The sequence below is a fragment of the Alkalicoccobacillus murimartini genome (assembly GCF_030813245.1).
In the GTDB taxonomy this organism is placed as follows: domain Bacteria; phylum Bacillota; class Bacilli; order Bacillales; family Bacillaceae_D; genus Alkalicoccobacillus; species Alkalicoccobacillus murimartini.
Genome location: NZ_JAUSUA010000005.1, coordinates 163,811 through 186,506, shown reverse-complemented (window position 1 = coordinate 186,506; position 22,696 = coordinate 163,811). Strand labels below are relative to the sequence as shown.

General features: G+C 40.9%; 20 protein-coding genes. All 20 read left to right on the top strand.

Annotated elements, in window-relative coordinates:
• Nucleotides 1-59 precede the first annotated feature (59 nt).
• The 20 genes from J2S05_RS15870 (at nucleotide 60) to gatB (ending at nucleotide 22,608) form a co-directional block, all read left to right on the top strand.
• Nucleotides 60-482 carry a helical membrane plugin domain-containing protein gene (locus J2S05_RS15870; RefSeq protein WP_306984496.1) on the top strand — a complete coding sequence of 141 codons (423 nt, stop codon included), beginning with the start codon at nucleotides 60-62 and terminating at the stop codon, nucleotides 480-482.
• 49 nt (nucleotides 483-531) lie between these two features.
• Nucleotides 532-1,710: an NAD(P)/FAD-dependent oxidoreductase gene (locus tag J2S05_RS15865; RefSeq protein WP_306984494.1), complete on the top strand. Its 1,179-nt coding sequence runs from the start codon at nucleotides 532-534 to the stop codon at nucleotides 1,708-1,710.
• Nucleotides 1,711-1,805: 95 nt separating this feature from the next.
• Complete coding sequence (locus J2S05_RS15860) at nucleotides 1,806-2,030, top strand: hypothetical protein (RefSeq protein ID WP_306984492.1); 225 nt, start codon at nucleotides 1,806-1,808, stop codon at nucleotides 2,028-2,030.
• Between the two features lie 112 nt (nucleotides 2,031-2,142).
• Nucleotides 2,143-2,286: a hypothetical protein gene (locus J2S05_RS15855; protein WP_306984490.1), complete on the top strand. Its 144-nt coding sequence runs from the start codon at nucleotides 2,143-2,145 to the stop codon at nucleotides 2,284-2,286.
• A gap of 25 nt (nucleotides 2,287-2,311) precedes the next feature.
• Nucleotides 2,312-3,373 carry a FecCD family ABC transporter permease gene (locus tag J2S05_RS15850; protein ID WP_306984488.1) on the top strand — a complete coding sequence of 354 codons (1,062 nt, stop codon included), beginning with the start codon at nucleotides 2,312-2,314 and terminating at the stop codon, nucleotides 3,371-3,373.
• Nucleotides 3,374-3,387: 14 nt separating this feature from the next.
• Nucleotides 3,388-4,398 (top strand): FecCD family ABC transporter permease, encoded by a 1,011-nt coding sequence (locus tag J2S05_RS15845; protein ID WP_306984704.1) that lies wholly within the window; start codon nucleotides 3,388-3,390, stop codon nucleotides 4,396-4,398.
• Nucleotides 4,399-4,414: 16 nt separating this feature from the next.
• Entirely contained in the window at nucleotides 4,415-5,239 is an 825-nt protein-coding gene (locus J2S05_RS15840) for an ABC transporter ATP-binding protein (protein WP_306984486.1), read from the top strand.
• A 377-nt stretch (nucleotides 5,240-5,616) separates the two neighbouring features.
• The gene (locus J2S05_RS15835; RefSeq protein ID WP_306984484.1) at nucleotides 5,617-6,549 is read left to right on the top strand and encodes a bile acid:sodium symporter family protein; all 933 of its coding nucleotides are present in this window, start codon (nucleotides 5,617-5,619) and stop codon (nucleotides 6,547-6,549) included.
• Between the two features lie 195 nt (nucleotides 6,550-6,744).
• Complete coding sequence (gene pcrB / locus J2S05_RS15830) at nucleotides 6,745-7,443, top strand: heptaprenylglyceryl phosphate synthase (protein ID WP_306984482.1); 699 nt, start codon at nucleotides 6,745-6,747, stop codon at nucleotides 7,441-7,443.
• Nucleotides 7,444-7,491: 48 nt separating this feature from the next.
• Complete coding sequence (gene pcrA, locus J2S05_RS15825) at nucleotides 7,492-9,717, top strand: DNA helicase PcrA (protein ID WP_306984480.1); 2,226 nt, start codon at nucleotides 7,492-7,494, stop codon at nucleotides 9,715-9,717.
• 14 nt (nucleotides 9,718-9,731) lie between these two features.
• Nucleotides 9,732-11,750: an NAD-dependent DNA ligase LigA gene (gene ligA / locus J2S05_RS15820; protein WP_306984478.1), complete on the top strand. Its 2,019-nt coding sequence runs from the start codon at nucleotides 9,732-9,734 to the stop codon at nucleotides 11,748-11,750.
• A 28-nt stretch (nucleotides 11,751-11,778) separates the two neighbouring features.
• Complete coding sequence (locus tag J2S05_RS15815; protein ID WP_306984476.1) at nucleotides 11,779-12,951, top strand: CamS family sex pheromone protein; 1,173 nt, start codon at nucleotides 11,779-11,781, stop codon at nucleotides 12,949-12,951.
• A 245-nt stretch (nucleotides 12,952-13,196) separates the two neighbouring features.
• The gene (locus J2S05_RS15810) at nucleotides 13,197-14,309 is read left to right on the top strand and encodes a BMP family lipoprotein (protein WP_306984474.1); all 1,113 of its coding nucleotides are present in this window, start codon (nucleotides 13,197-13,199) and stop codon (nucleotides 14,307-14,309) included.
• Nucleotides 14,310-14,476: 167 nt separating this feature from the next.
• Nucleotides 14,477-16,003: an ABC transporter ATP-binding protein gene (locus J2S05_RS15805; protein WP_306984473.1), complete on the top strand. Its 1,527-nt coding sequence runs from the start codon at nucleotides 14,477-14,479 to the stop codon at nucleotides 16,001-16,003.
• A gap of 11 nt (nucleotides 16,004-16,014) precedes the next feature.
• Nucleotides 16,015-17,070 carry an ABC transporter permease gene (locus J2S05_RS15800; protein WP_306984702.1) on the top strand — a complete coding sequence of 352 codons (1,056 nt, stop codon included), beginning with the start codon at nucleotides 16,015-16,017 and terminating at the stop codon, nucleotides 17,068-17,070.
• Nucleotides 17,070-18,032 (top strand): ABC transporter permease, encoded by a 963-nt coding sequence (locus J2S05_RS15795; RefSeq protein ID WP_306984472.1) that lies wholly within the window; start codon nucleotides 17,070-17,072, stop codon nucleotides 18,030-18,032. The genes J2S05_RS15800 and J2S05_RS15795 overlap by 1 nt, the downstream gene beginning before the upstream one ends.
• 550 nt (nucleotides 18,033-18,582) lie before the next feature.
• A complete protein-coding gene (locus J2S05_RS15790; RefSeq protein WP_306984470.1) occupies nucleotides 18,583-19,155 on the top strand; it encodes a hypothetical protein in 573 nt (190 codons plus the stop codon).
• Nucleotides 19,156-19,404: 249 nt separating this feature from the next.
• Entirely contained in the window at nucleotides 19,405-19,695 is a 291-nt protein-coding gene (gene gatC, locus J2S05_RS15785) for an Asp-tRNA(Asn)/Glu-tRNA(Gln) amidotransferase subunit GatC (RefSeq protein WP_306984469.1), read from the top strand.
• 18 nt (nucleotides 19,696-19,713) lie between these two features.
• Nucleotides 19,714-21,159: an Asp-tRNA(Asn)/Glu-tRNA(Gln) amidotransferase subunit GatA gene (gene gatA / locus J2S05_RS15780; protein ID WP_306984468.1), complete on the top strand. Its 1,446-nt coding sequence runs from the start codon at nucleotides 19,714-19,716 to the stop codon at nucleotides 21,157-21,159.
• A gap of 15 nt (nucleotides 21,160-21,174) precedes the next feature.
• Nucleotides 21,175-22,608: an Asp-tRNA(Asn)/Glu-tRNA(Gln) amidotransferase subunit GatB gene (gene gatB / locus J2S05_RS15775; protein ID WP_306984467.1), complete on the top strand. Its 1,434-nt coding sequence runs from the start codon at nucleotides 21,175-21,177 to the stop codon at nucleotides 22,606-22,608.
• The last annotated feature ends 88 nt before the right edge of the window (nucleotides 22,609-22,696 follow it).

Sequence of the window (22,696 nt, the reverse complement as noted above, 5' to 3'; positions counted from 1 at the left end):
TAATCCTATACAAGCTAGGAAAAAATAGCTCAAGGCTATAAAGTAAAGGAGAATTGTATATGTCAGAAACGACGGAACACCAACAAGTTTCACTAAACAAGCAACAAGTTGAATTACTTGACCAACTTCTGAAGCCAGAGGTACAGGAATCTCTTACTACTTTGGTTGATCAGTTACCAAAACTGACTGAACTAATTACAGTCATGACTAAATCATATGATTTTGCTCAATCTGTTGCTACAGATGATGTCCTAAAAGCTGATACAGTGGCTGCGATTACTGAAATTTTGGAGCCAGTTAAAGAAACAGCGAAAGACGTCGCACAAACGGCTATCGAAGCAAAAGAACGTTCTGAAGCTAGCAACGAAGTCATTGGAATTTTCGGTCTCATGAAATTATTAAAAGATCCTCAAGCTCAGAAGCTTTTCCGCTTTACACAAGCTTATTTGGCTGTCATGAACGAGCGCGAAAACAAGAAATAAGCAAAGCTGAAATGTAGGATAGTTGACTTAAAAACGGAGGAAAAAAAGAATGTCAAAACATATTGTCATCCTAGGTGCGGGTTATGGCGGACTTTTATCTGCTTTAACTGTTAGAAATTATTATAATGAATCACAAGCAAAAGTCACAGTTGTGAACCAAACAGGCACACACCAAATCATTACAGAATTACACAGATTGGCTGCAGGAAATGTTGCGGAACAAGCTGTTGCCATGCCTTTAGAGAAACTATTTAAAGGAAAAGCGATTGACTTAAAAATTGCGACTGTAAATTCATTCTCTGTAGATAATAAAGAAGTTTCTTTATCAGATGGCACAACACTTAATTATGATGCCTTAGTTGTTGGGCTTGGAAGTAAAACGGCGTACTTTGGTATTCCAGGTCTTGAAGAGAACAGCATGGTGTTAAAATCAGCTGAAGAAGCAAATCAAGTGCATAACCACATTAAAGATCGTATTCGTGAGTACGCTAAAACGAAAAACGAAGCAGATGCTACAATTGTTATTGGTGGCGGTGGTCTAACAGGTGTTGAGCTTGTTGGAGAGCTTGCTGATACGCTTCCTGAATTTATTAGAACATTAGGAGTCGATCCTAAAGAAATTAAGTTGAAGCTTGTAGAAGCAGGTCCAAAGATTCTTCCTGTTCTGCCTGACCACTTAATTGAGCGCGCAACAAAAAGCTTAGAGAAACGTGGCGTTGAATTCTTAACAGGTCTTGCTGTAACAAATGTTGATGGAAACGTGATTGACTTGAAAGATGGTCAAAAAATTGTTGCTAACACATTTGTTTGGACTGGTGGGGTTCAAGGAAATCCACTTGTTGGAGAATCAGGTCTTGAAGTGAACAGAGGACGTGCAACAGTAACAGACGGTCTTCAGTCTACTTCACATGAAGATGTATTTGTAGTAGGAGACAGTGCTGTCTACTTCGCTCCAGATGGTCGTCCATACCCACCAACTGCTCAAATTGCTTGGCAAATGGGTGAACTCGTTGGATACAATCTGTATGCTTATCTGGAAGGAAGAACCTGTGAGCCATTCAGTCCAATTGATTCAGGTACATTAGCAAGCCTTGGTCGTAAGGATGCAGTTGCTACAGTTGGTCAAAATGCTACACCACTTAAAGGAATGCCTGCTTCTCTTATGAAAGAAGCAAGTAATGTGCGTTACCTAACACACATTAAAGGGTTATTCAGCTTAGCTTACTAAATAGCTATTTAAGGCGAAAGTTCCTACAGGAGCTTTCGTTTTTTTGTGATTTCCTTTATAATGGTAATAATATGATTAAAGGAGATGAAGCCGATATGGCACGTTCAAAGGCAAGCAAGCATAGACAGAAGCTTGAGCGCGAAGGAAGACGAAACCCTGAAAATAACCGCAGTCCTTATGCATTTGCAGACCTAACAACAAGAAGAACAAAAACGAAGAAGGATTACGTATATAAACGAAAACCAAAGAATCATTTGTTCCCGAGTGGAGACAATGATTCTTTTTATATGGGCATGATAAAAAAAGTGCTGATTTCTTAGGTGCAATTGTAAGATGAGCGTTTACTTGTAAAGAAACATCCTGTATGATAATGATTATCAATATTAATTTAATTCGTCATACGTATAATTATACATGAAAGAGGTGTAGCTTTTGTTTGCAGAACATAAAATCAGCCGGGCTGATGGGTTAACTGGATATGTTGTAGATGAGTTCAATGGAGTAATTCATGTAATCTGGGAAAATCATCAAGTAGAACAATATGTATCAGAGCAAACAGAGGATCTACATTGGTAAGACGATAAGATAGGGTGGAACATGGATGGGGTTCAGTTTGAAGCAAAGCCAAGAATCTACCGATAATCAATCGGAGCTAAAAGAGATCCAAAAAAGACCGATGCTAGCATCCTTTATTCTTATAGCAGGATTAGCTATTTTACTTCTTTCAATGGGGATATCGATTTCCCTTGGAGCGGCTGATATTGACCTTAGGACGGTTTGGGATGCTGTGTTTCATTTTAATCCGGAATTAACACAGCACCAAATTATTCAGGAACTGCGTATGCCACGAGCATTAGGAGCAGGTCTTGTTGGGGCATTTCTAGCCGTATCTGGAGCTATCATGCAAGGTATGACTCGTAATCCATTAGCATCTCCTTCAATTATGGGCGTGACAGATGGAGCAGCGTTTGCCATTGCGATTGCCTTTGCTTTTTATCCTAGCACTTCGTATCTTCAGCTTATGCTTTTTTCGTTTGTTGGAGCAGGGTTAGGAGCAAGTCTTGTTTTTGGAATTGGATCAATGTCTCGAAGTGGATTAACACCAGTGAAACTAGCGCTTGCTGGAGCAGCGGTTGGTGCTTTTTTAAATGCTATTTCTTCAGCGATAGCCATTCGCTTTGATGTGGCTCAAGATATCAGCTTTTGGTTTGCTGGTGGTTTAGCAGGCACAAGGTGGATTAGTATTCAGCTAATGATTCCAGTCGCTATTATTGGTCTCGCATTAGCCATTATTTTAGCGCGTTCAGTGACGGTTCTAAGCCTTGGCGAGGAAGTCGCTAAAGGCCTTGGTCAACGTACACGATTGGTCAAGGTACTCGGTACGGTTGTGGTACTTGTCCTTACTGGAGCAGCTGTTTCAGTAGCGGGTACTGTAGGATTTATAGGATTAGTGATACCACATATGACTCGATTTTTGGTTGGGGTTGATTACCGCTGGATTATTCCGTGCTCAGCCATTCTTGGTGGATTACTTTTAGTGTTAGCTGATATTGGAGCACGTATGGTGAATCCACCGTTTGAAACACCAGTGGGGGCAATTACTGCTGTGATTGGCGTTCCTTTTTTCCTTTACCTAGCCAGACGTGAAGGGAGAGGAATGTAATGGATTTATCAACCATAACAAAACAAAGCAAGAAGCCATACATCATTATGGCTGTTGTAGCAGTTTCTATCATATCAATGTTTTTCCTCAGTTTGAATCTAGGGCTTATTCGTATTGCTCCCTTAGATGTACTTAGAACACTTAGTGGCATGGGAAGCGAAAGAGATGCGTTAGTTCTTTTTCAATTTAGGTTACCGAGAATGGTCATTGCCCTTTTAATTGGAGCAGGGTTGGCAGTTTCAGGTGCTATCCTACAAAGTGTTTCACAAAATGGCTTGGCTGACCCTGGTATTTTAGGAATAAATACTGGAGCAGGGTTTGCTGTCGTATTATTTATATACTTTTTCCAAGGGTCCTTAACGGGGCTTGGGACATTGTCTATATTCATCATGCCTTTCTTTGCCCTATTAGGTGCTAGTTTGGCCGCATTTTTAATCTATACGATTGCATGGAAAAAAGGGATCACACCAGTACGGTTGATTCTTGTAGGAATTGGTATTAACGCAGCCTTTAGTGCAGCACTGATTATCTTCCAATTAAAAATGAACCCACGAGATTTTATGCAGGCGACGATTTGGCTTGCAGGTAGTATCTGGGGAACGAATTGGAAATTTGTCTTAGCCACACTACCTTGGATCGTTATTCTTTTGCCAATTACGATGTACAAAGCAAGGTTCTTAAATGTTTTAAATTTAGGAGATCAAATTGCAACAAACTTAGGAACAAGAGTGGAAAGAGAACGTCGAATTTTATTATTCCTATCCGTTGCTTTAGCGGGGGCATGTGTTGCAGTTGGAGGCGGAATTGCTTTTCTTGGGTTAATTGCTCCACATATAGCAAGACGATTGGTTGGACCGAAGCATCAGTTTCTCGTTCCGTGTTCAGCGTTGATTGGAGCCCTTCTATTGTTAGTTGCTGATATGATAGGACGTAACATTTTACAGCCTTCTGAAATTCCTGTTGGCTTGGTTGTTGCTGTTCTAGGCGCACCTTATTTTATATACCTACTAATTAAAACCCCATAATATAGGAGTGATTGAAGTGGTTAGACTTACGACAGAAGGTTTAGATATCTCATATGGAGATCGAGATATCGTCAAAGGGTTGGATATAGAAATACCAGAAGGACAAATCACAACCATTATTGGACCAAACGGTTGCGGTAAATCAACCATTCTTAAAACAATGGCCCGGATTCTTGCAGCAAAAAAAGGAGCTGTCTATTTAGATGGGACAGCTATTCATAAGGAATCAACCAAAACCATTGCCAAAAAGATGGCGATTCTTCCCCAATCACCTGATGCGCCAAGTGGACTAACGGTTAAAGAACTTGTTTCTTATGGTCGTTTTCCACATCAAAAGGGCTTTGGTAAGCTAACAAAAGAAGATCATGAACTCGTGTATTGGGCGCTTGAAGTGACAGGTATGCTTGAATTTCACGATCGCTCTATTGACGCATTGTCAGGAGGGCAACGTCAGCGTGTGTGGATAGCGATGGCTTTGGCACAGGAAACAGATCTGTTGTTACTTGATGAACCAACAACTTATTTAGATCTTGCACACCAACTTGAGGTTCTTCAACTGCTCGAACGTCTAAACAAAGAGCAGAATAGAACAGTTGTCATGGTAATACATGACTTAAATCATGCAGCACGGTTTGCTCATCATATGGTGGCTCTGAACCATGGGACGATTATTAAAGAAGGTCTTCCTGAGCAAGTAATGACATCTGAGGTATTAGAGCGGGTATTTAATATTGATGCAGAAGTTGTGAAAGACCCTCGTACGAATAAACCAGTATGTCTCACATATGACTTGCTAACTACGAAGGTTGTTGGATCTAAGAATACGTATGCTTACGCTTAACATGATGATTATTGAATCTTTACATTAGCTTTATCTCTAATTAACATGCTCCCTCTATAATAAAGGTATCACTAGAAGAGAGGAGCCGTGTTCATGGAGACAGAAGAGAATATCGTCATTGGTTCAGGTTGGGCTCTGCTAATTAGTCTACCTTGCTGGGCTGCATTAGCTGGAGTTGTTAAAGGAATCTCACTTCTAATGTAGAACTCTTCATTTTTGAATTCATATGATCCAGAACACGCCCTAAGCTTGAGAGCTAGGGTTTTTTTGTGATGTTTTCCAAAATTATCTGAAAATTTATTATGTCGCTTTATAGCGTTATAGCAGAAAAGAATGTTAGAATAATTTGAACGCTTTAGAAAGAGAGGAATGTGAACATGCAATCAGTAGAGAGAGTAGGACAAATAATCAGTAAGTACTTTGCTTTAATTGTAATCTTAGTTAGTGTCATTGCTTTTGCTGTACCAGGGATCTTTACTTGGATTCAACCGTACATCACGTTTTTACTTGGAGTTATTATGTTTGGTATGGGGTTAACGATGAAGGCCTCTGACTTTGCGATTGTTGCTAAAAAACCAATTCCTGTCCTTATTGGAGTGGTAGCGCAGTTCGTCATAATGCCGGGTATTGCTTTTGGTCTTACGCAGGTCTTTAACTTGCCATACGAACTTGCCGTTGGAGTTATATTAGTTGGAGCTTGCCCAGGCGGAACGGCATCAAATGTGATGGTCTTTCTTGCAAAAGGAGATTTGCCTTTATCCGTAGCTATGACTTCGATCTCAACGATACTCGCACCGATTATGACACCAACAATCATGTATATACTCGCTAGCCAATGGGTGGATGTAAATACAGGCGCTATGTTTATGTCTATCATTAATGTAATTATTATTCCAATTGCAATAGGTATTTTGCTACGTAGATTTTTCCCTGTTGCTGTAGATAAAAGTGTGAATGCATTACCGCTGATTTCAATTGTAGCGATTTTAGCGATTGTGACGGCAGTTGTTTCATTAAACAAAGATAATTTGGCAGCAACAGCCTTTTTACTATTCCTAGCTATATTGCTTCATAATGTGTTAGGACTGTTGCTTGGATATTTCACAGCTTGGGTCTTTAAACTAGATGAGACAAAGAAGCGGGCTGTTTCGATTGAGATTGGCATGCAAAATTCAGGACTGGGTGCATCTTTAGCAAATCAGTATTTTGAGCCAATTACAGCATTGCCAAGTGCCATTTTCTCTGTTGTCCACAATATTACTGGTCCTATTATGGTATCAATTTGGTCAAAGAGACCAACTAATAAGTAGTTAAAATGACAAAACCGTGGATGCAATCTTTAATGTTGTATCTGCGGTTTTTTTGTGTTGTATAAGGGAAATGGTTAGACGACAATCCACTAAATCTTTGTTATAATAGCCGTACTTAAGCTTCACCGTAAGATGTAATTAAGAAAGTCCGCATTGGCGGCTTTTTTTGTGCACACGCTCATAGGAGTTGATAGAATGGCTGAGTATCAGCATTGGAAGCATATATTTAAGCTTGATCCCAATAAAGACCTGACTGATGAGGATCTAGAGGCAATTTGTGAATCAGGAACAGATGCCATAATGGTGGGAGGCACAGACGGTGTCACGTTAGATAATACCTTACAGTTACTTGTTAGAGTGAGGCGATATGCGGTTCCTTGTGTGCTAGAGATTTCCAATACAGAATCCATTACACCAGGATTTGATTATTTCTTCATCCCCACTGTTCTTAACAGCCAAAAGACAGAATGGATTACAGGCCATCACCATACTGCGTTAAAAGAATATGGGGCGATTATGAATTGGGATGAAATCATTCCTGAAGGCTACTGTATTTTGAATCCTGAGGCTAAAGTTGCTCAGCTTACAGATGCGAAAAGTGAGCTAGATGCTGAAGATGTGCTTGCCTACGCGAGAATGGCAGAACAATTGTACAAGCTACCGATCTTTTATATAGAATATAGTGGAACTTACGGAGATCCAAATATTGTGAAACAAGCTTCCTCGGTTCTTGAAAAGACAAGGTTATTTTATGGTGGTGGAATTAAAAGTAGTGAACAAGCTGAAGAAATGGCAGCTTATGCGGACACAATTGTGGTCGGTGATGTCATTTACGAGGATCTAAAGCAAGCGTTAAAAACAGTACATGCTGTAAAAGGAGACTTGCTTTCTTAGTAGAGTTTAGTAAGATAGACATAAGAACATTTGTTTGGTGGTGAGTGTATGCAAAGTAATATTGTTGAGAAAATGTTAGCTGGGTTAAATCCCGAACAGAAACAAGCCGTGATTACAACAGACGGTCCATTATTATTAATGGCAGGAGCAGGAAGTGGAAAGACAAGGGTATTAACCCATCGCATTGCATATTTGCTAAGGGAAAAAGAAGTAGCACCTTGGAATGTATTAGCTATTACATTTACAAATAAAGCAGCTCGCGAGATGAAGGATCGAGTTGCAGGGCTTGTTGGGCCGATTGCCGAGGATATCTGGATTTCTACCTTTCACTCGATGTGTGTAAGGATCTTACGAAGAGATATTGACCGAATGGGTTACAGCCGTAGCTTCTCTATTTTAGATTCAACTGATCAGTTATCAGTCATAAAGCAGATTTTAAAGAAACAGAACATAGACCCGAAGAAATTTGACGCAAAGAGTATTTTAGGCTCGATAAGTGGAGCTAAGAATGAATTGCAAAAGCCTAATGAATTTGCAGCAAAAGCAACAGGTCCATTTCAAGAAGTGGCCTCAGATGTCTATACGGAATATCAAAAGCGCCTTAAGCAAAACAATGCGCTTGATTTTGATGACTTGATTATGAAAACCATTGAGTTATTTAAGTTAGTCCCTGAGGTATTAGAATTTTATCAACGTAAGTTCCAATACATTCATGTGGATGAGTATCAGGATACAAACCGCGCGCAATATATGCTTGTTAAAATGCTTGCGGAACGATTAAAGAATGTATGTGTTGTTGGTGACTCGGATCAGTCGATCTACAGATGGCGTGGCGCGGATATTGGAAATATTCTTTCGTTTGAAGAAGATTATCCAAATGCTGCGGTTATTTTGCTCGAACAAAATTATCGGTCGACAAAACGAATTCTAGATGCCGCTAATAAAGTCATTAATAATAATGGTAATAGAAAGCCTAAGAACCTTTGGACGGAGAATGACGCAGGGAATAAGATTGGTCAATTTTCTGGGGCGACGGAGCAGGATGAAGCACATTTTGTTGTCCAACAAATTCGAGACGCCGTTCAGAATGCTGACTACTCATATTCTGATATTGCTATCCTTTATCGTACAAATGCACAGTCCCGTATTATTGAGGAATTTTTTGTGAAATCTAACTTTGACTACAACATTGTAGGCGGCACAAAGTTCTACGATCGTAAAGAAATTAAAGATGTGCTAGCTTATTTGCGTCTGATCTCTAATTCAGATGATGATATTAGCTTACAACGAATTGTGAATGTTCCCAAACGCGGGTTAGGTGCTACAACCGTTGATAAAGTGCTTGCTTATGCTCTTCAAAATGGTATGTCCATGCACCGAGCATTATTTGAAGTAGATGAAATGGGCGTAACCGCTCGTGCTCTTGGTAAGCTTAAGGAATTTAGAGACCTAATCGCCAACTGGGTAAAAATGCAGGATTATTTGACTGTTACAGAGCTTGTTGAAGAAGTCTTAGAGAAAACAGGCTACCGTGATGCATTAAAAAATGAGCAGACATTAGAAGCACAAAGCAGACTTGAAAACATTGATGAGTTCATTACAGTTACGAGAGAATTTGAGAAGCGTAGTGAAGATAAGACGCTGGTTGCTTTTCTAACTGATCTTGCGTTAGTTGCTGATATTGATCAGCTTGATGACAAGGAAGAGGAAGGTCCTAAAGACTCCATAACCCTCATGACTCTTCACTCTGCAAAAGGTCTTGAGTTCCCACTAGTTTTTCTCATTGGACTCGAAGAAGGCATTTTTCCGCATAGTCGTTCACTTTTTGAGCAAGATGAGATGGAAGAGGAACGACGTCTTGCTTATGTAGGTATTACGCGTGCAGAGAAGCAATTGTTTATGACCAATGCAAGAACTCGAACCATTTTTGGTCGCACAAATGCAAATCCACCATCTCGCTTTTTGAAGGAAATCCCTGAGGAATTTGTAGAACTTCTAGGAGAGCAGAAAGAGCGCGGAATGCAATCTAGATCCGCCATTTCGCAACCGACAAGAAGACCAGCAGCCCGTCCATCTAAACCTCAGATTGCTTCCACTGGAGGAGAAGGATATTCATGGAGTGTTGGTGACAAAGCCCACCATAAGAAGTGGGGAGTTGGTACAGTAGTTAGTATAAAAGGAGAGGGGCAGTCTGTTGAGCTTGATATTGCTTTCTCACCACCAACTGGTGTGAAGCGATTGTTTGCTCAATTTGCCCCGATTACGAAAGAATAGAGAGGACGAGCAGAATGGATAAGAATCTAGCCACAAAGCAGCTTGCTGAGTTAAAAGAGAAGCTGGAGAAGTATGGCTATCATTACTATGTATTGGACACTCCTATAGTGCCGGATCAGGAGTATGACCGGCTGTTACATGAACTTCTAGAAATTGAGGAGCTGTATCCTGATCTAGTGACCGATGATTCTCCTTCCGTTCGAGTTGGTGGTGCACCGCTTCCTCATTTTACAAAAGTTGATCATCGAAATCCGATGATGAGTTTAGGCAATGCTTTTAATGAGCAAGATTTACGTGATTTTGATCGCCGTGTACGTCAATTTGCTGGAGAGTCTCCAGTTACGTATATTTGTGAACTGAAAATAGATGGCTTAGCTGTATCATTGACTTATTCAGATGGAAAATTGGTTCGTGGTGCCACACGAGGCGACGGAACAACAGGCGAAGACATCACGAGTAATCTAAAGACCGTATCAGCTGTGCCGCTTCGACTCAAGACCCAAGTAGATCTTGAGGTACGAGGAGAAGCTTATATGCCGAAGCGTTCGTTCGAGGCACTGAATCAAGCGAAGAAAGAAGCAGGTGAGGAGCCATTTGCGAATCCGCGTAATGCGGCCGCAGGTTCCTTACGACAGCTTGATCCTAAAATCGCAGCAAAACGAAATCTCTCTTTATTTGTCTATTCCATTGGCGAATTAAAAGGCAAGGAAATCGATTCCCATTACGAAGGACTATCTTTCCTAAAAGAATCTGGCTTTAAGGTGAACCAGGAAACGACACGTTGTGAGACGATTGAAGAAGTGATCAACTATACCGAAAAATGGATAGAGAAGCGCCATGACCTTGCGTATGAAACGGATGGTATCGTGATTAAAGTTGACTCACTTGATTTACAGAAAGAGATGGGATTCACTGCAAAAAGTCCACGCTGGGCAACTGCTTATAAGTTTCCTGCAGAAGAAGTAGTGACCAAGCTGCTTGATATTGAGTTAAATATAGGACGCACCGGTGTTGTAACACCAACGGCAGTTCTAGAGCCGGTAGCAGTAGCAGGTACTACGGTCAAAAGAGCTTCCTTGCATAACGAAGATCTTATTCGTGAGAAAGATGTGAAGCTTGGAGATTCTGTAGTGGTTAAAAAAGCAGGAGATATTATTCCTGAGGTTGTTAATGTTCTTGTGGACTTACGAACAGGTGATGAAAAAGACTTTCATATGCCAACACACTGTCCGGAATGCAATAGTGAACTGGTTCGAATTGAAGGGGAGGTTGCTCTTCGGTGTATTAATCCAGAGTGTCCTGCGCAAATTCGAGAAGGCTTAATTCACTTTGTATCCAGAACAGCGATGAATATTGATGGGCTTGGTGAAAAAGTAATTACGCAGCTATTTGCACATCAACTCATTGGAAATGTGGCAGATTTATATACATTAAATCGTGATGAATTATTGAGACTTGAACGAATGGGCGAAAAGTCAGTAGATAATCTGTTACAATCGATAGAGGCTTCTAAGACTAATTCATTAGAGCGTGTCTTATTTGGATTGGGCATTCGGTTTATTGGATCAAAAGCTGCCCGGACTTTAGCACAGCAGTTTCAAACGATCGATTTGTTAAAGAATGTAACGAAAGAAGACCTCATTGCTGTAGATGAAATCGGCGAGAAGATGGCCGATTCTATTGTTAGTTATTTTGAAAAACCAGAAGTACATGATCTTTTAGAGCAATTAAAACAAGCTGGACTAAATATGGTTTACACTGGACCACAGCCAGTAGCCTTAGCGGCTGGGTCATCAGATTCAGCTGTAGCAGGTAAAACGGTTGTCTTAACAGGTAAGCTTGAGCAACTTTCCCGCGATGAAGCAAAAGAACAACTAGAGCGACTCGGTTGTAAAGTGACAGGTAGCGTGAGTAAGAAGACAGACTTGTTAATAGCGGGTGCAGATGCAGGTTCAAAACGTTCAAAAGCAGAAGAGCTTAATATTGAGATTTGGGATGAAGACCGATTGATGCAGGAGCTGAATCAAGGTTAATTAACGCATGAGAGGGGCAAGACGGTTCATGTTTAAAAAATGGACATTGGTAGCCTTACCACTGGTATTAATTGTGACGGGATGTTTTCCTTTTTCCCAGGAGGAACCGGAGAATACAGAGGTTGATAATCCAAATAATGACCAAGAAATTACTATTGTTCCGCCAGTATCTTCACCGGAGAATTACTACCAGACCATTTTAGATAATGGTCAGTATATGAGTGGAGAAGCACGTGGTTTTGGCACGGATGTGGTGTACAATCGATTGGATTTGGATCAATTAGAGATGGGATTAACCCGCATTGCGAAAGAACATTTTCCGCATGACCAGTATTCTTTACGTGAAGGTTATTTCATAAACAGAGATGAATTAAATTCTTGGTTAAGACGTTATGACGAGGAGAACAATCCAAATGGATTGAACCCACCACTTGGTGACGGTGATAACCAAAGGGAACAAGAAGAAAGTAATCCGAGAACCTTATCTCATATTCTAGAGCAGAATTATATGGTTGAGAACAGTAATGGCGAGTTTGAGTTAGGTGGCATTGTTGTTGGTATTTCGTTAAACAGTGTCTATAATTTCCGAACGGAAGATGATCAAGGTCGATACAATTTCTTTAGTACGCCTTTAGATGAAAACATCACTCAAGAAGATGGCGAACGAATTGCGGCAGAAGTGGTATCTCGTCTAAGAGATGAAGAACGCGAGGAAGGCGTATTTAATGACATTCCAATTGTCGTCGGATTGTTTAGAGAGCAGCCACGCGAATCTATTATCTCGGGTACTTATTTCCAAACAGCCATTGCCGAGCCAGGTTCTGAACTTGGAAGCTGGGATTCTATTGATGAAAACTTTTATCTGTTCCCTTCTGATCGTGCGAACCAGGATGTTCGAGATGATTCAGACGAGTTTGGTAGGTTTCAGGAGCAAATTCAAAACTTCTTTAGGACCTATGTCGGAGTTGTTGGTAAAGGATTCTACCAAAACGATAGATTGACAGAGCTCACAGTCGATATTCCGTTACGTTATAACGGGAAAACAGAAATTGTTGCTTTGACACAATATATTGCTTCTTTAATTCCTGATTATTATGATGATATAAAAGTTGAGGTCAACATTAATTCAGTAAATGGGGAACAAGAAAGCTTGGTCGTTTCAGAACCAGGTGAAGATCCCTTTATTCATGTGATGGACTAAAGGAAAAGCCTTATTTCTTTCCTATATTTGGAGAGAGATAAGGCTTTTTTGTGTAAATCTCTAACAATCTCAAAAAACTATTTATTAAACAGCTATTATTATGATATATTAAGTTCGGTTAGACATGAGAGAAGGGTGGTCATCAGACTTCTGATGACTAGGGCCGCTCATTTACAACTGCTCTTTGTATGTGGACAAACCATATACAAAGGGGTGGGATGTATAAATAAAAGGGGGCAATTCGTTTGAAAAAGTGGTTACAAACACTAACATTATCAACTGTAGCAGTTCTTGCACTTTCCGCATGTGGAACGTCAGGAGATGACAACTCTTCAGGTGATGGAGACGCAGGAGATGGAGAAGCAACAGAGCCATCAGAATTTAAAGTAGGAATGGTTACTGACGTAGGTGGGATTGACGATAAGTCTTTTAACCAGTCAGCGTGGGAAGGTCTTCAAGCATTTGGTGAAGAGCAAGGACTTGAAGAAAATACGAATTATCAGTACATTCAATCTGGTAGTATCGATGAATTCGAACCTAATTTACGTGAATTAGTTCGAGCTGATTTTGACCTATCTTGGGGAATCGGCTTCCTAATGGAAGATGCGATCCGCACAGTAGCGTCACAAAATGAAGATTCACAGCTTGCGATTGTTGATACGGTCGTTGCTGATGATGACGGTAATCTAATACCTAACATTGCTAATATTACATTTAAAGAACATGAAGGCTCATTCCTTGTAGGTGTTGTTGCAGGAATGCGTTCAGAATCAAATAAAGTTGCTTTCCTAGGTGGAGTTGAAGGTGAGCTAATCAAGAAGTTTGAGAACGGTTTTAAAGCAGGAGTTATGTCTGTTAACCCTGATGCTGAAATCGAAGTTCAATACGTAGCGGACTTTAACGACCCAACAAGAGCACAACAAATTGCAAATACAATGTACTCAAACGGCACAGATATTATCTATCATGCTGCTGGAGATTCAGGTAATGGTGTATTCACAGAAGCCATCAACCGTGCTCGTAACGACGAAAACGTATGGGTAATCGGTGTAGACCGTGACCAATACGAAGAAGGTGTTTATGAAGGTGAAGAGTCTGTAACATTAACTTCAATGGTTAAACGTACTGACCAAGCCGTACAAATCGTTTCTGAAGATACGATGAATGGTAACTTCCCTGGTGGTGAAGTACTAGAATTTGGTTTAGATGATGAGGCAATTGATATCTCAGAATCTGAGCAAAATTTAACGGATGAAGATCTTAGTGCAGTAGAAGACTACAAAGCACAGATTGCAAACGGCGAGATAGAAGTTCCTAAAAGTGATGAAGAATATGAAGCATTTCTTGATGCTCAATAATCAACACATGTAAAGAAGACAAAGGCTAGTATCTGCTAGCCTTTGTTTCATGTATACCATTGTGGAAGGATTGTTGATGAATGGCTACGGCCCTGTTCATCAGCGATCCTTTTAACAACCTATAGGAAGAAATAAAATGCTGCTATTCATAGCTAGGAGTGAACATAATGAGCTACGTCATTGAAATGAACGGAATCCGTAAAGAATTTCCGGGCATCGTTGCTAATGACAATATCACGCTTCAAGTGAAAAAAGGAGAGATCCATGCCTTGCTTGGTGAAAATGGAGCAGGAAAATCAACACTGATGAATGTTCTCTTTGGTTTGTATCAGCCCGAGAAGGGTGAAATCAAGGTCCGTGGTGAAAAAGTGAACATCACTGATCCAAATGCAGCAAATCGTTTAGGCATTGGTATGGTGCATCAGCATTTTATGTTAGTGGATAAATTTAATGTAACTGAAAATATCATCCTTGGCAGTGAGCCAACTAAAGGCGGACGAATTAATCTTCGCGAAGCAGCGAAAGAAGTAGCGGAGATTTCAAAGAAATACGGACTAGCCGTTGATCCTTATGCAAAAGTTGAAGATATCTCAGTAGGTATGCAACAACGCGCTGAAATACTTAAGACATTATATCGTGGTGCGGATATTTTGATTTTTGATGAACCAACAGCGGTTCTAACGCCACAAGAAATCAAAGAGCTAATGGACATTATGAAAACACTAGTGGCTGAAGGCAAATCGATTATTATGATCACACATAAGCTCAAGGAAATTAAAGCGATCTGTGACCGGTGTACGGTTATTCGTCGTGGTGTTGGAATTGGTTCTGTTGATGTTGCCGATACAGATACGCAACAGCTGGCAAACATGATGGTAGGGCGAGAGGTCAATTTTAATGTAGAAAAAGGACCAGCAGCACCTAAGGAAACCGTTCTTGATGTCGTTGATCTTACGGTGAAAGACAGCAGAGGCATTGAAATGGTTAAATCACTGAGTTTAAATATCCGTGCTGGTGAAATTGTTGGACTGGCTGGTGTAGAAGGTAATGGACAGTCTGAGCTGATAGAAGCCATAACTGGACTTAAAAAAGTGCATTCCGGTTCAATTAACCTAAATGGTAAAAAAATCACTGGCTTATCTCCTCGGAAAGTAACTGAAGCGGGAGTAGGGCATATACCTGAGGACCGTCATAAGTTAGGACTCGTACTAGATTTTTCTGTTGGGGAAAATATTGCACTACAAACGTATTATAAAAAACCTTTATCTAAATACTTTATGATGAACTATAAAGCTTTATATAAAAAAGCGGAGGAGTTAATCGAAGACTACGATGTGCGAACACCTAGTGCACATACACCTGCTAGGGCACTCTCTGGTGGGAACCAGCAAAAGGCTATTATTGCCCGGGAAGTCGACCGATCTCCAGATCTTTTAATTGCAGCCCAACCAACCCGAGGGCTGGATGTAGGTGCAATTGAAACCATTCACAAACGACTGATTAAAGAACGAGACAAAGGACGTGCTGTTTTACTCATGTCTCTAGAGTTAGATGAAGTATTAAATGTCAGTGACCGAATTGCAGTCATCTATGATGGTGAAATCGTAGATATTGTGAATGCTCATGAAACCAATGAGCAACAATTAGGGCTATTAATGGCTGGCGGAAAAGCGAAAGCAGGTGAAACAGAATGAAGTCGTTTTTCATGAGCCGTGGTCGCTTGTTTAATCTGGCCATCCCACTCATCGCCATTTTTCTAGGCATGTTAGTTGGAGGTATTATTATGCTTGTCAGCGGCTATGATCCGATTGGCGGATATAGTGCGTTGTTTAATGGAATTTTTAGTGAGTCTTTTTATATTGGTGAGACCGTTCGTGCGATGACGCCACTAATTCTCTCTGGTCTTGCGGTTGCCTTTGCTTATCGTGCAGGATTGTTAAATATCGGGGTAGAAGGACAAGTCTTAGTAGGGTGGCTTGCCGCAGTATATGTCGGTATTGTTGTAGAAGCTCCTATGATCATTCATTTACCTCTAGCGATTTTTGCTGGTGCTGCAGCTGGAGCATTATGGGCATTTGTTCCCGGGCTCCTTAAAGCTAAGTTTCATGTGAATGAAGTGATTGTCTGTATCATGATGAACTACGTTGGTTACCATGTAGTCAATTCAATTATCCGTGCCTATCTCATTGTTCCAGGCGAACGAACGGAATCGATTCAGCCAACAGCTTCTCTTCAGTCGGCTTTTCTTGAATCAATCACTGATTATTCACGATTGCACTATGGAATTATTGTTGCGATTCTTGCGTGTTTGTTTATGTGGTTCCTTTTATGGAAGACGTCGCTTGGATATGAGCTTCGTTCCGTAGGATTTAACCAACATGCATCACGTTATGCAGGCATGAGTGTAGGACGTAATGTTATGATCACAATGATTGTTTCAGGTTCATTTGCCGGACTTGCCGGAGCTATGCAAGGACTTGGTATGTATGGATATATGACGATTTTAACCGGATTTACCAACATTGGATTTGATGGAATCGCAGTGGCCCTTCTTGGTGCCAATTCTTCCATCGGTATCTTTTTATCTGCTTTCCTATTTGGTGGTCTAAAATCAGGAGCAAGTGCTATGCAGTCACAAGCAGGGGTTCCTGTCGAACTGATTGATATCGTCATTGCCCTTATTATCTTTTTTGTCGCATCTAGTTATATTATTAGATGGGTGTTACTACGAATTCAGAAGAAGAAGGAGGGGAATCAATAATGAGTATTATGGCGATTTTAGCTCTTGTTGTTCCTGCTGCGATCTTTGCGGCAGCCCCCCTTATGCTTACCGCACTTGGCGGATTGTTTAGTGAACGTTCAGGTGTCATTAACATTGGACTAGAAGGACTAATGGTTGTCGGGGCTTTTTCAGCCATTGTGACAACCTTGACCCTTGAGTCAGCCGGTATGGGAGCTGCCTCCACATGGATTGGTTTACTTGCAGCCATAGTGATTGGAGCTTTGTTCTCACTCATACACGCTGTTGCATCCATTCATTTTCGTGCCGATCAAGTTGTTAGTGGTGTAGCCATCAACCTTTTGGCAGTTGGGCTATGTGTCTTTCTTATAAAATTAATTTACAACAAAGGACAAACCGATTATATCCAAAACCGTTTCTACCGTTTTGATGTTCCATATTTGAGCGATATTCCGTTTATCGGACCTTTATTCTTCTCAAATACGTACATCATTTCATTCATCGCAATTGGTTTGGCGGTTATTGTGTACTTTGTGATCTACTTTACTCCATTCGGTTTGCGTCTTCGCTCTGTAGGGGAACACCCACAAGCAGCAGACACAATGGGAATTAACGTTACTCGTATGCGCTATATCGGTGTGATGCTCAGTGGTGCATTTGGTGGACTAGGAGGAGCAGCTCTAGCTGTAACGCTAACAGCTAACTTCTCCGGTACCACCATCGCAGGACAAGGATTTATGGCGTTAGCCGCCTTGATCTTCGGAAAATGGCATCCACTTGGTGCTATGGGAGCAGCTCTCTTCTTCGGATTTGCGCAGGCCCTCAGTGTCACTGGAGCACAGATTCCGATGCTTTCAAGCATTCCATCTGTCTTCCTATTGATTGCACCGTACGTCTTGACTATCCTCGCACTCGCTGGATTTGTCGGACGCTCAGAAGGACCAAAAGCTCTCGGATCTGCCTATCTAAAAGGATCGAGATAAATATACTACTAGATATCCCCGTCTGCCTGAGAAGGTTGGCGGGGATTTTTGTGTGGGTTGGGTGATGGGGAAGAGGGTGTGAAACGATGAGTGGTGGAGTGAAACGATGGAGGGGGAAGTGGAGCGATAGGAGGCCAAATTGAAACGATGGAGGGAGAAGTGGAACGATGGAGGGAGAAGTGAAACGATAGGAGGCCGAATTGAAACGATGGAAGGAGAAGTAGAACGATAGGACGCCAAATTGAAACGATGGAGAGTAAAGTGAAACGATAGGACTCCAAATTAAAACGATGGAGAGTAAAGTGAAACGATAGGACGCAGAATCGAAACGATAGAATAAAATAAGTAGCTCATCCGAAATTACTCTGTTTAATAACCTATTTAGAGCAATACACGAACTAAATTCTATAGAATATGTCTAGATCTATAATCTAATTATCCTTTTTTATACTTATATTTACTAATTCTCTCAGATAATGATTTACATTATATAGGAATCGGATTATGATCCTCTTAGTAACACATTTTATAAAGTAAAAGGAGTTACATTATGAAGCATAGTGTTCATATATTTTGTGTACTCATTGCTATCACTCTTGTTGGTTGTCAAACAGATTCAATGAACAATTTTGCGAATGAATCGATGGAAATGAATGAAAAGATGCCAGAACCATCTACTAAAGAATATCTGTCCATTCGAGATTTCAGAGACACGTTTAACGGACAGACCTTAAAGAACGATGCATTAGTGATTACGACTAAAGAGGATCAACTCATTCTAAGTATGGAAATAGTAGTGAAAGACGAATTATTAGCCAAACTCCAAAATACCCCTAATGATTTTTGGTTCAATTTTGCTGATATTGATGGAAATGATCAAGTGAGAGAGGCTTTACTCAATATACCAGAGCTAGTAGAGGGTCAGTTATTAATCGATGCTCTTGATCAATACAACAATCATGTAACCATTACACAAGAACTATCGCTTCAAGATGGCTTAACAGATAGCCAATTGAACTTTCTGGAACAACCAGAGAACTACAAATTTCAAATAATAGATGAAAATAGAGAACCTGTAAATGAGATCATCGGGATTGATATTAGTACATTTGACACTCTTTAAATTTTTAACGAGAAGCACCCTTTTCAGCGGTGCTTCTTTAGTATTGAACATTTACTTCAAATCACCCTCACGCATCACCACGTCACAGAAATAAAGTCATAGGTACTCTACGGACACCGAAACCCTGATTCTTCAAATACTTTTTGTTTATTTTCATAGTAAAACATCTTTAGCCCTTTGTTGCTTGCCCAGCTTTAATTTGATATAGTAAATAGTATTGTCAACATGCGATTTTGGAGGTGGAATGAGATGTCTCGAATCTCAACAGATCAAGTGAAACACGTGGCGAATTTGGCGCGTCTTGCGATTACGGAAGAGGAAGCTCAAATGTTCACAAAGCAATTGGATGACATTATTTCATTTGCTGAGCAGTTAAATGAATTAGATACAGAAGGTGTAGAACCAACTACACATGTGTTGAACATGACAAATGTTCTTCGCGAGGACAAGCCGGACGCTGGGTTACCAGTAGAGGAAGTCTTGAAAAACGCTCCTGACCATGAAGATGGTCAAGTGCGAGTGCCGTCTATAATGGAATAGCAGGGAGGATCCGGAATCATGTCTTTATTTGACCATTCAATTAAAGAGCTTCACGCGAAGCTTACTCAGAAAGAAATAAAGGTAACAGATCTTGTAGATGAATCCTACAAGCGTATTGCAGAAGTGGATGGTAAAGTTCAATCTTTCCTAACACTTGATGAAGAGAAGGCTCGTGCGTATGCAAAAGAGCTAGATGAAGTGGCTCCAGAGGGTTCACTTTTTGGTTTGCCAATTGGTGTGAAGGATAATATCGTCACAAAGGATCTGAGAACCACGTGCTCAAGCCGTATCTTAGAAAACTTTAACCCAATATATGATGCAACGGTTGTGCAAAAACTACGTGCGTCTCAAGCTGTGACAATCGGTAAGTTAAATATGGATGAATTTGCAATGGGTTCTTCAACAGAGAATGCAGCTCTTGCAAAAACAAAAAACCCATGGAATCTTGACTATGTTCCAGGTGGTTCTAGTGGTGGTTCAGCTGCGGCTGTAGCAGCTGGAGAAGTGTTATTCTCTCTTGGTTCGGATACAGGTGGCTCGATTCGTCAGCCAGCAGCATATTGTGGAGTGGTTGGATTAAAGCCTACATATGGTCGAGTATCACGTTATGGCTTAGTAGCATTTGCTTCTTCTCTTGATCAAATTGGTCCAGTTACACGCCGTGTTGAAGATAATGCTTACCTGCTTCAATCAATCTCTGGAGTAGACCCAATGGATTCAACATCTGCTCAAGTAGACGTTCCTGACTTTCTTTCTGGCCTAACAGGAGATGTAAAAGGACTTAAGATTGCTGTACCTAAGGAATACCTTGCAGAAGGTGTTCAGCCTGAAGTGAAGCAGTCTGTACTTGATGCGTTAAAGGTTCTTGAAGCACAAGGCGCAACTTGGGATGAAGTATCCCTGCCGCATTCAAAATATGCTCTTGCAACGTACTATCTAATCTCATCTTCTGAGGCTTCAGCTAACTTATCGCGTTTTGACGGGGTACGTTATGGCTATCGTACGGACAATGCAGACAACTTACTTGAAATGTACAAGCAGACTCGTGCGGAAGGCTTTGGTAACGAAGTAAAACGCCGTATCATGCTTGGAACATTTGCACTAAGTTCTGGTTACTATGATGCGTATTATAAAAAAGCCCAGCAAGTTCGTACGTTAATCAAAAAAGATTTTGAAGACGTATTTGAGAACTATGATGTGATTGTTGGACCAACTACACCTACACCAGCTTTTAAAATTGGTGAAAAGACAGATGATCCATTAACGATGTACGCGAATGATATTTTAACCATTCCAGTAAACCTTGCTGGTGTACCAGCAATCAGTGTACCGTGTGGTTTCCAAGATGGACTTCCACTTGGTCTGCAGATTATTGGAAAGCATTTTGACGAGAAGACTGTGTATCGTGTAGCCCATGCCTATGAGCAGGCAACGGATTTTGCCGATGCTAAGCCATCGTTGTAAAGGGGGTCAGTGAACATGACGAATTTTGAAACGGTAATTGGATTAGAAGTACACGTAGAATTAAAAACCGACTCTAAGATCTTTTCTGCCAGCCCAAACCATTTTGGAGCAGAGCCGAATGCCAATACAAGTGTAATTGACCTTGGTTATCCTGGAGTATTGCCGGTATTGAATAAAAAAGCAGTTGAATTTGCGATGAAGGCCTCTATGGCCCTAAACTGTGAAGTTGCAACTGACACAAAGTTTGACCGCAAAAACTACTTTTACCCAGACAATCCAAAAGCGTATCAGATCTCTCAATTTGATAAGCCAATTGGTGAGCATGGATGGATTGAGATTGAAGTAGATGGCTATAAAAAGCGTATAGGTATTACGCGACTTCACCTGGAAGAGGATGCTGGTAAATTGACGCACTCGGCTGGCGGCTATTCACTTGTCGATTATAACCGTCAAGGAACACCACTAGTTGAGATCGTATCTGAGCCAGATATCCGTACCCCAGCAGAGGCGTATGCGTATCTTGAAAAGTTAAAAGCAATCATTCAGTACACTGGTGTGTCTGATTGTAAAATGGAAGAGGGTTCTCTTCGCTGTGATGCCAACATCTCGCTTCGCCCAATTGGACAAGAGCAGTTTGGTACAAAAGCAGAGCTGAAGAACCTGAACTCCTTTAACTTTGTGCGCAAAGGTCTTGAATATGAAGAGAAGCGTCAAGAGCAAGTATTGCTTTCTGGCGGCATCATTGAGCAAGAAACACGTCGCTTTGATGAAGCTGGTGGCAAAACAATCCTGATGCGTATCAAAGAAGGATCGGATGACTACCGTTACTTCCCAGAGCCGGATCTAACTGCTCTTCATATTGATAATGAGTGGAAAGAACGCATTCGTGCTGAAATTCCTGAACTTCCAGATGCCAGAAAGCAGCGTTATGTTCAAGAATTAGGCTTACCTGTATACGATGCTATGGTTCTGACACTAACTAAGGAAATGTCTGATTTCTTTGAAGCGACGATCCAAATCGGTGCAGATTCGAAGTTAACATCAAACTGGTTGATGGGTGGCGTGTCTGAATACTTAAATGCTGAGCAGAAGGACCTTGACGAAACAGCGATTACACCTGAGTCATTAGCAGGGATGATTGCACTGATCGAAAAAGGAACCATCTCATCTAAGATCGCTAAAAAAGTATTCAAGGAATTGATTGAAAACGGTGGCGACGCAGACCAGATTGTTAAGGATAAAGGTCTTGTTCAAATTTCTGATGAAGGTGAAATTCGTAAAATGGTTGTGGACGTACTTGACCAAAACGAACAATCCATCGTCGATTACAAAAATGGAAAAGACCGCGCAATCGGCTTCCTCGTTGGACAGATTATGAAGGCAACCAAAGGAAAAGCCAACCCGCAGTTGGTGAACCAATTCCTTATGGAAGAAATAAATAAGCGTTAAAAGAAGAAGGAGCTGACCTGTTGGGTCAGCTCTTTTTTTTGATGCATACGAAGATTGTCGGAAGGGTACAGTTTAGTGTAGGAGGGGT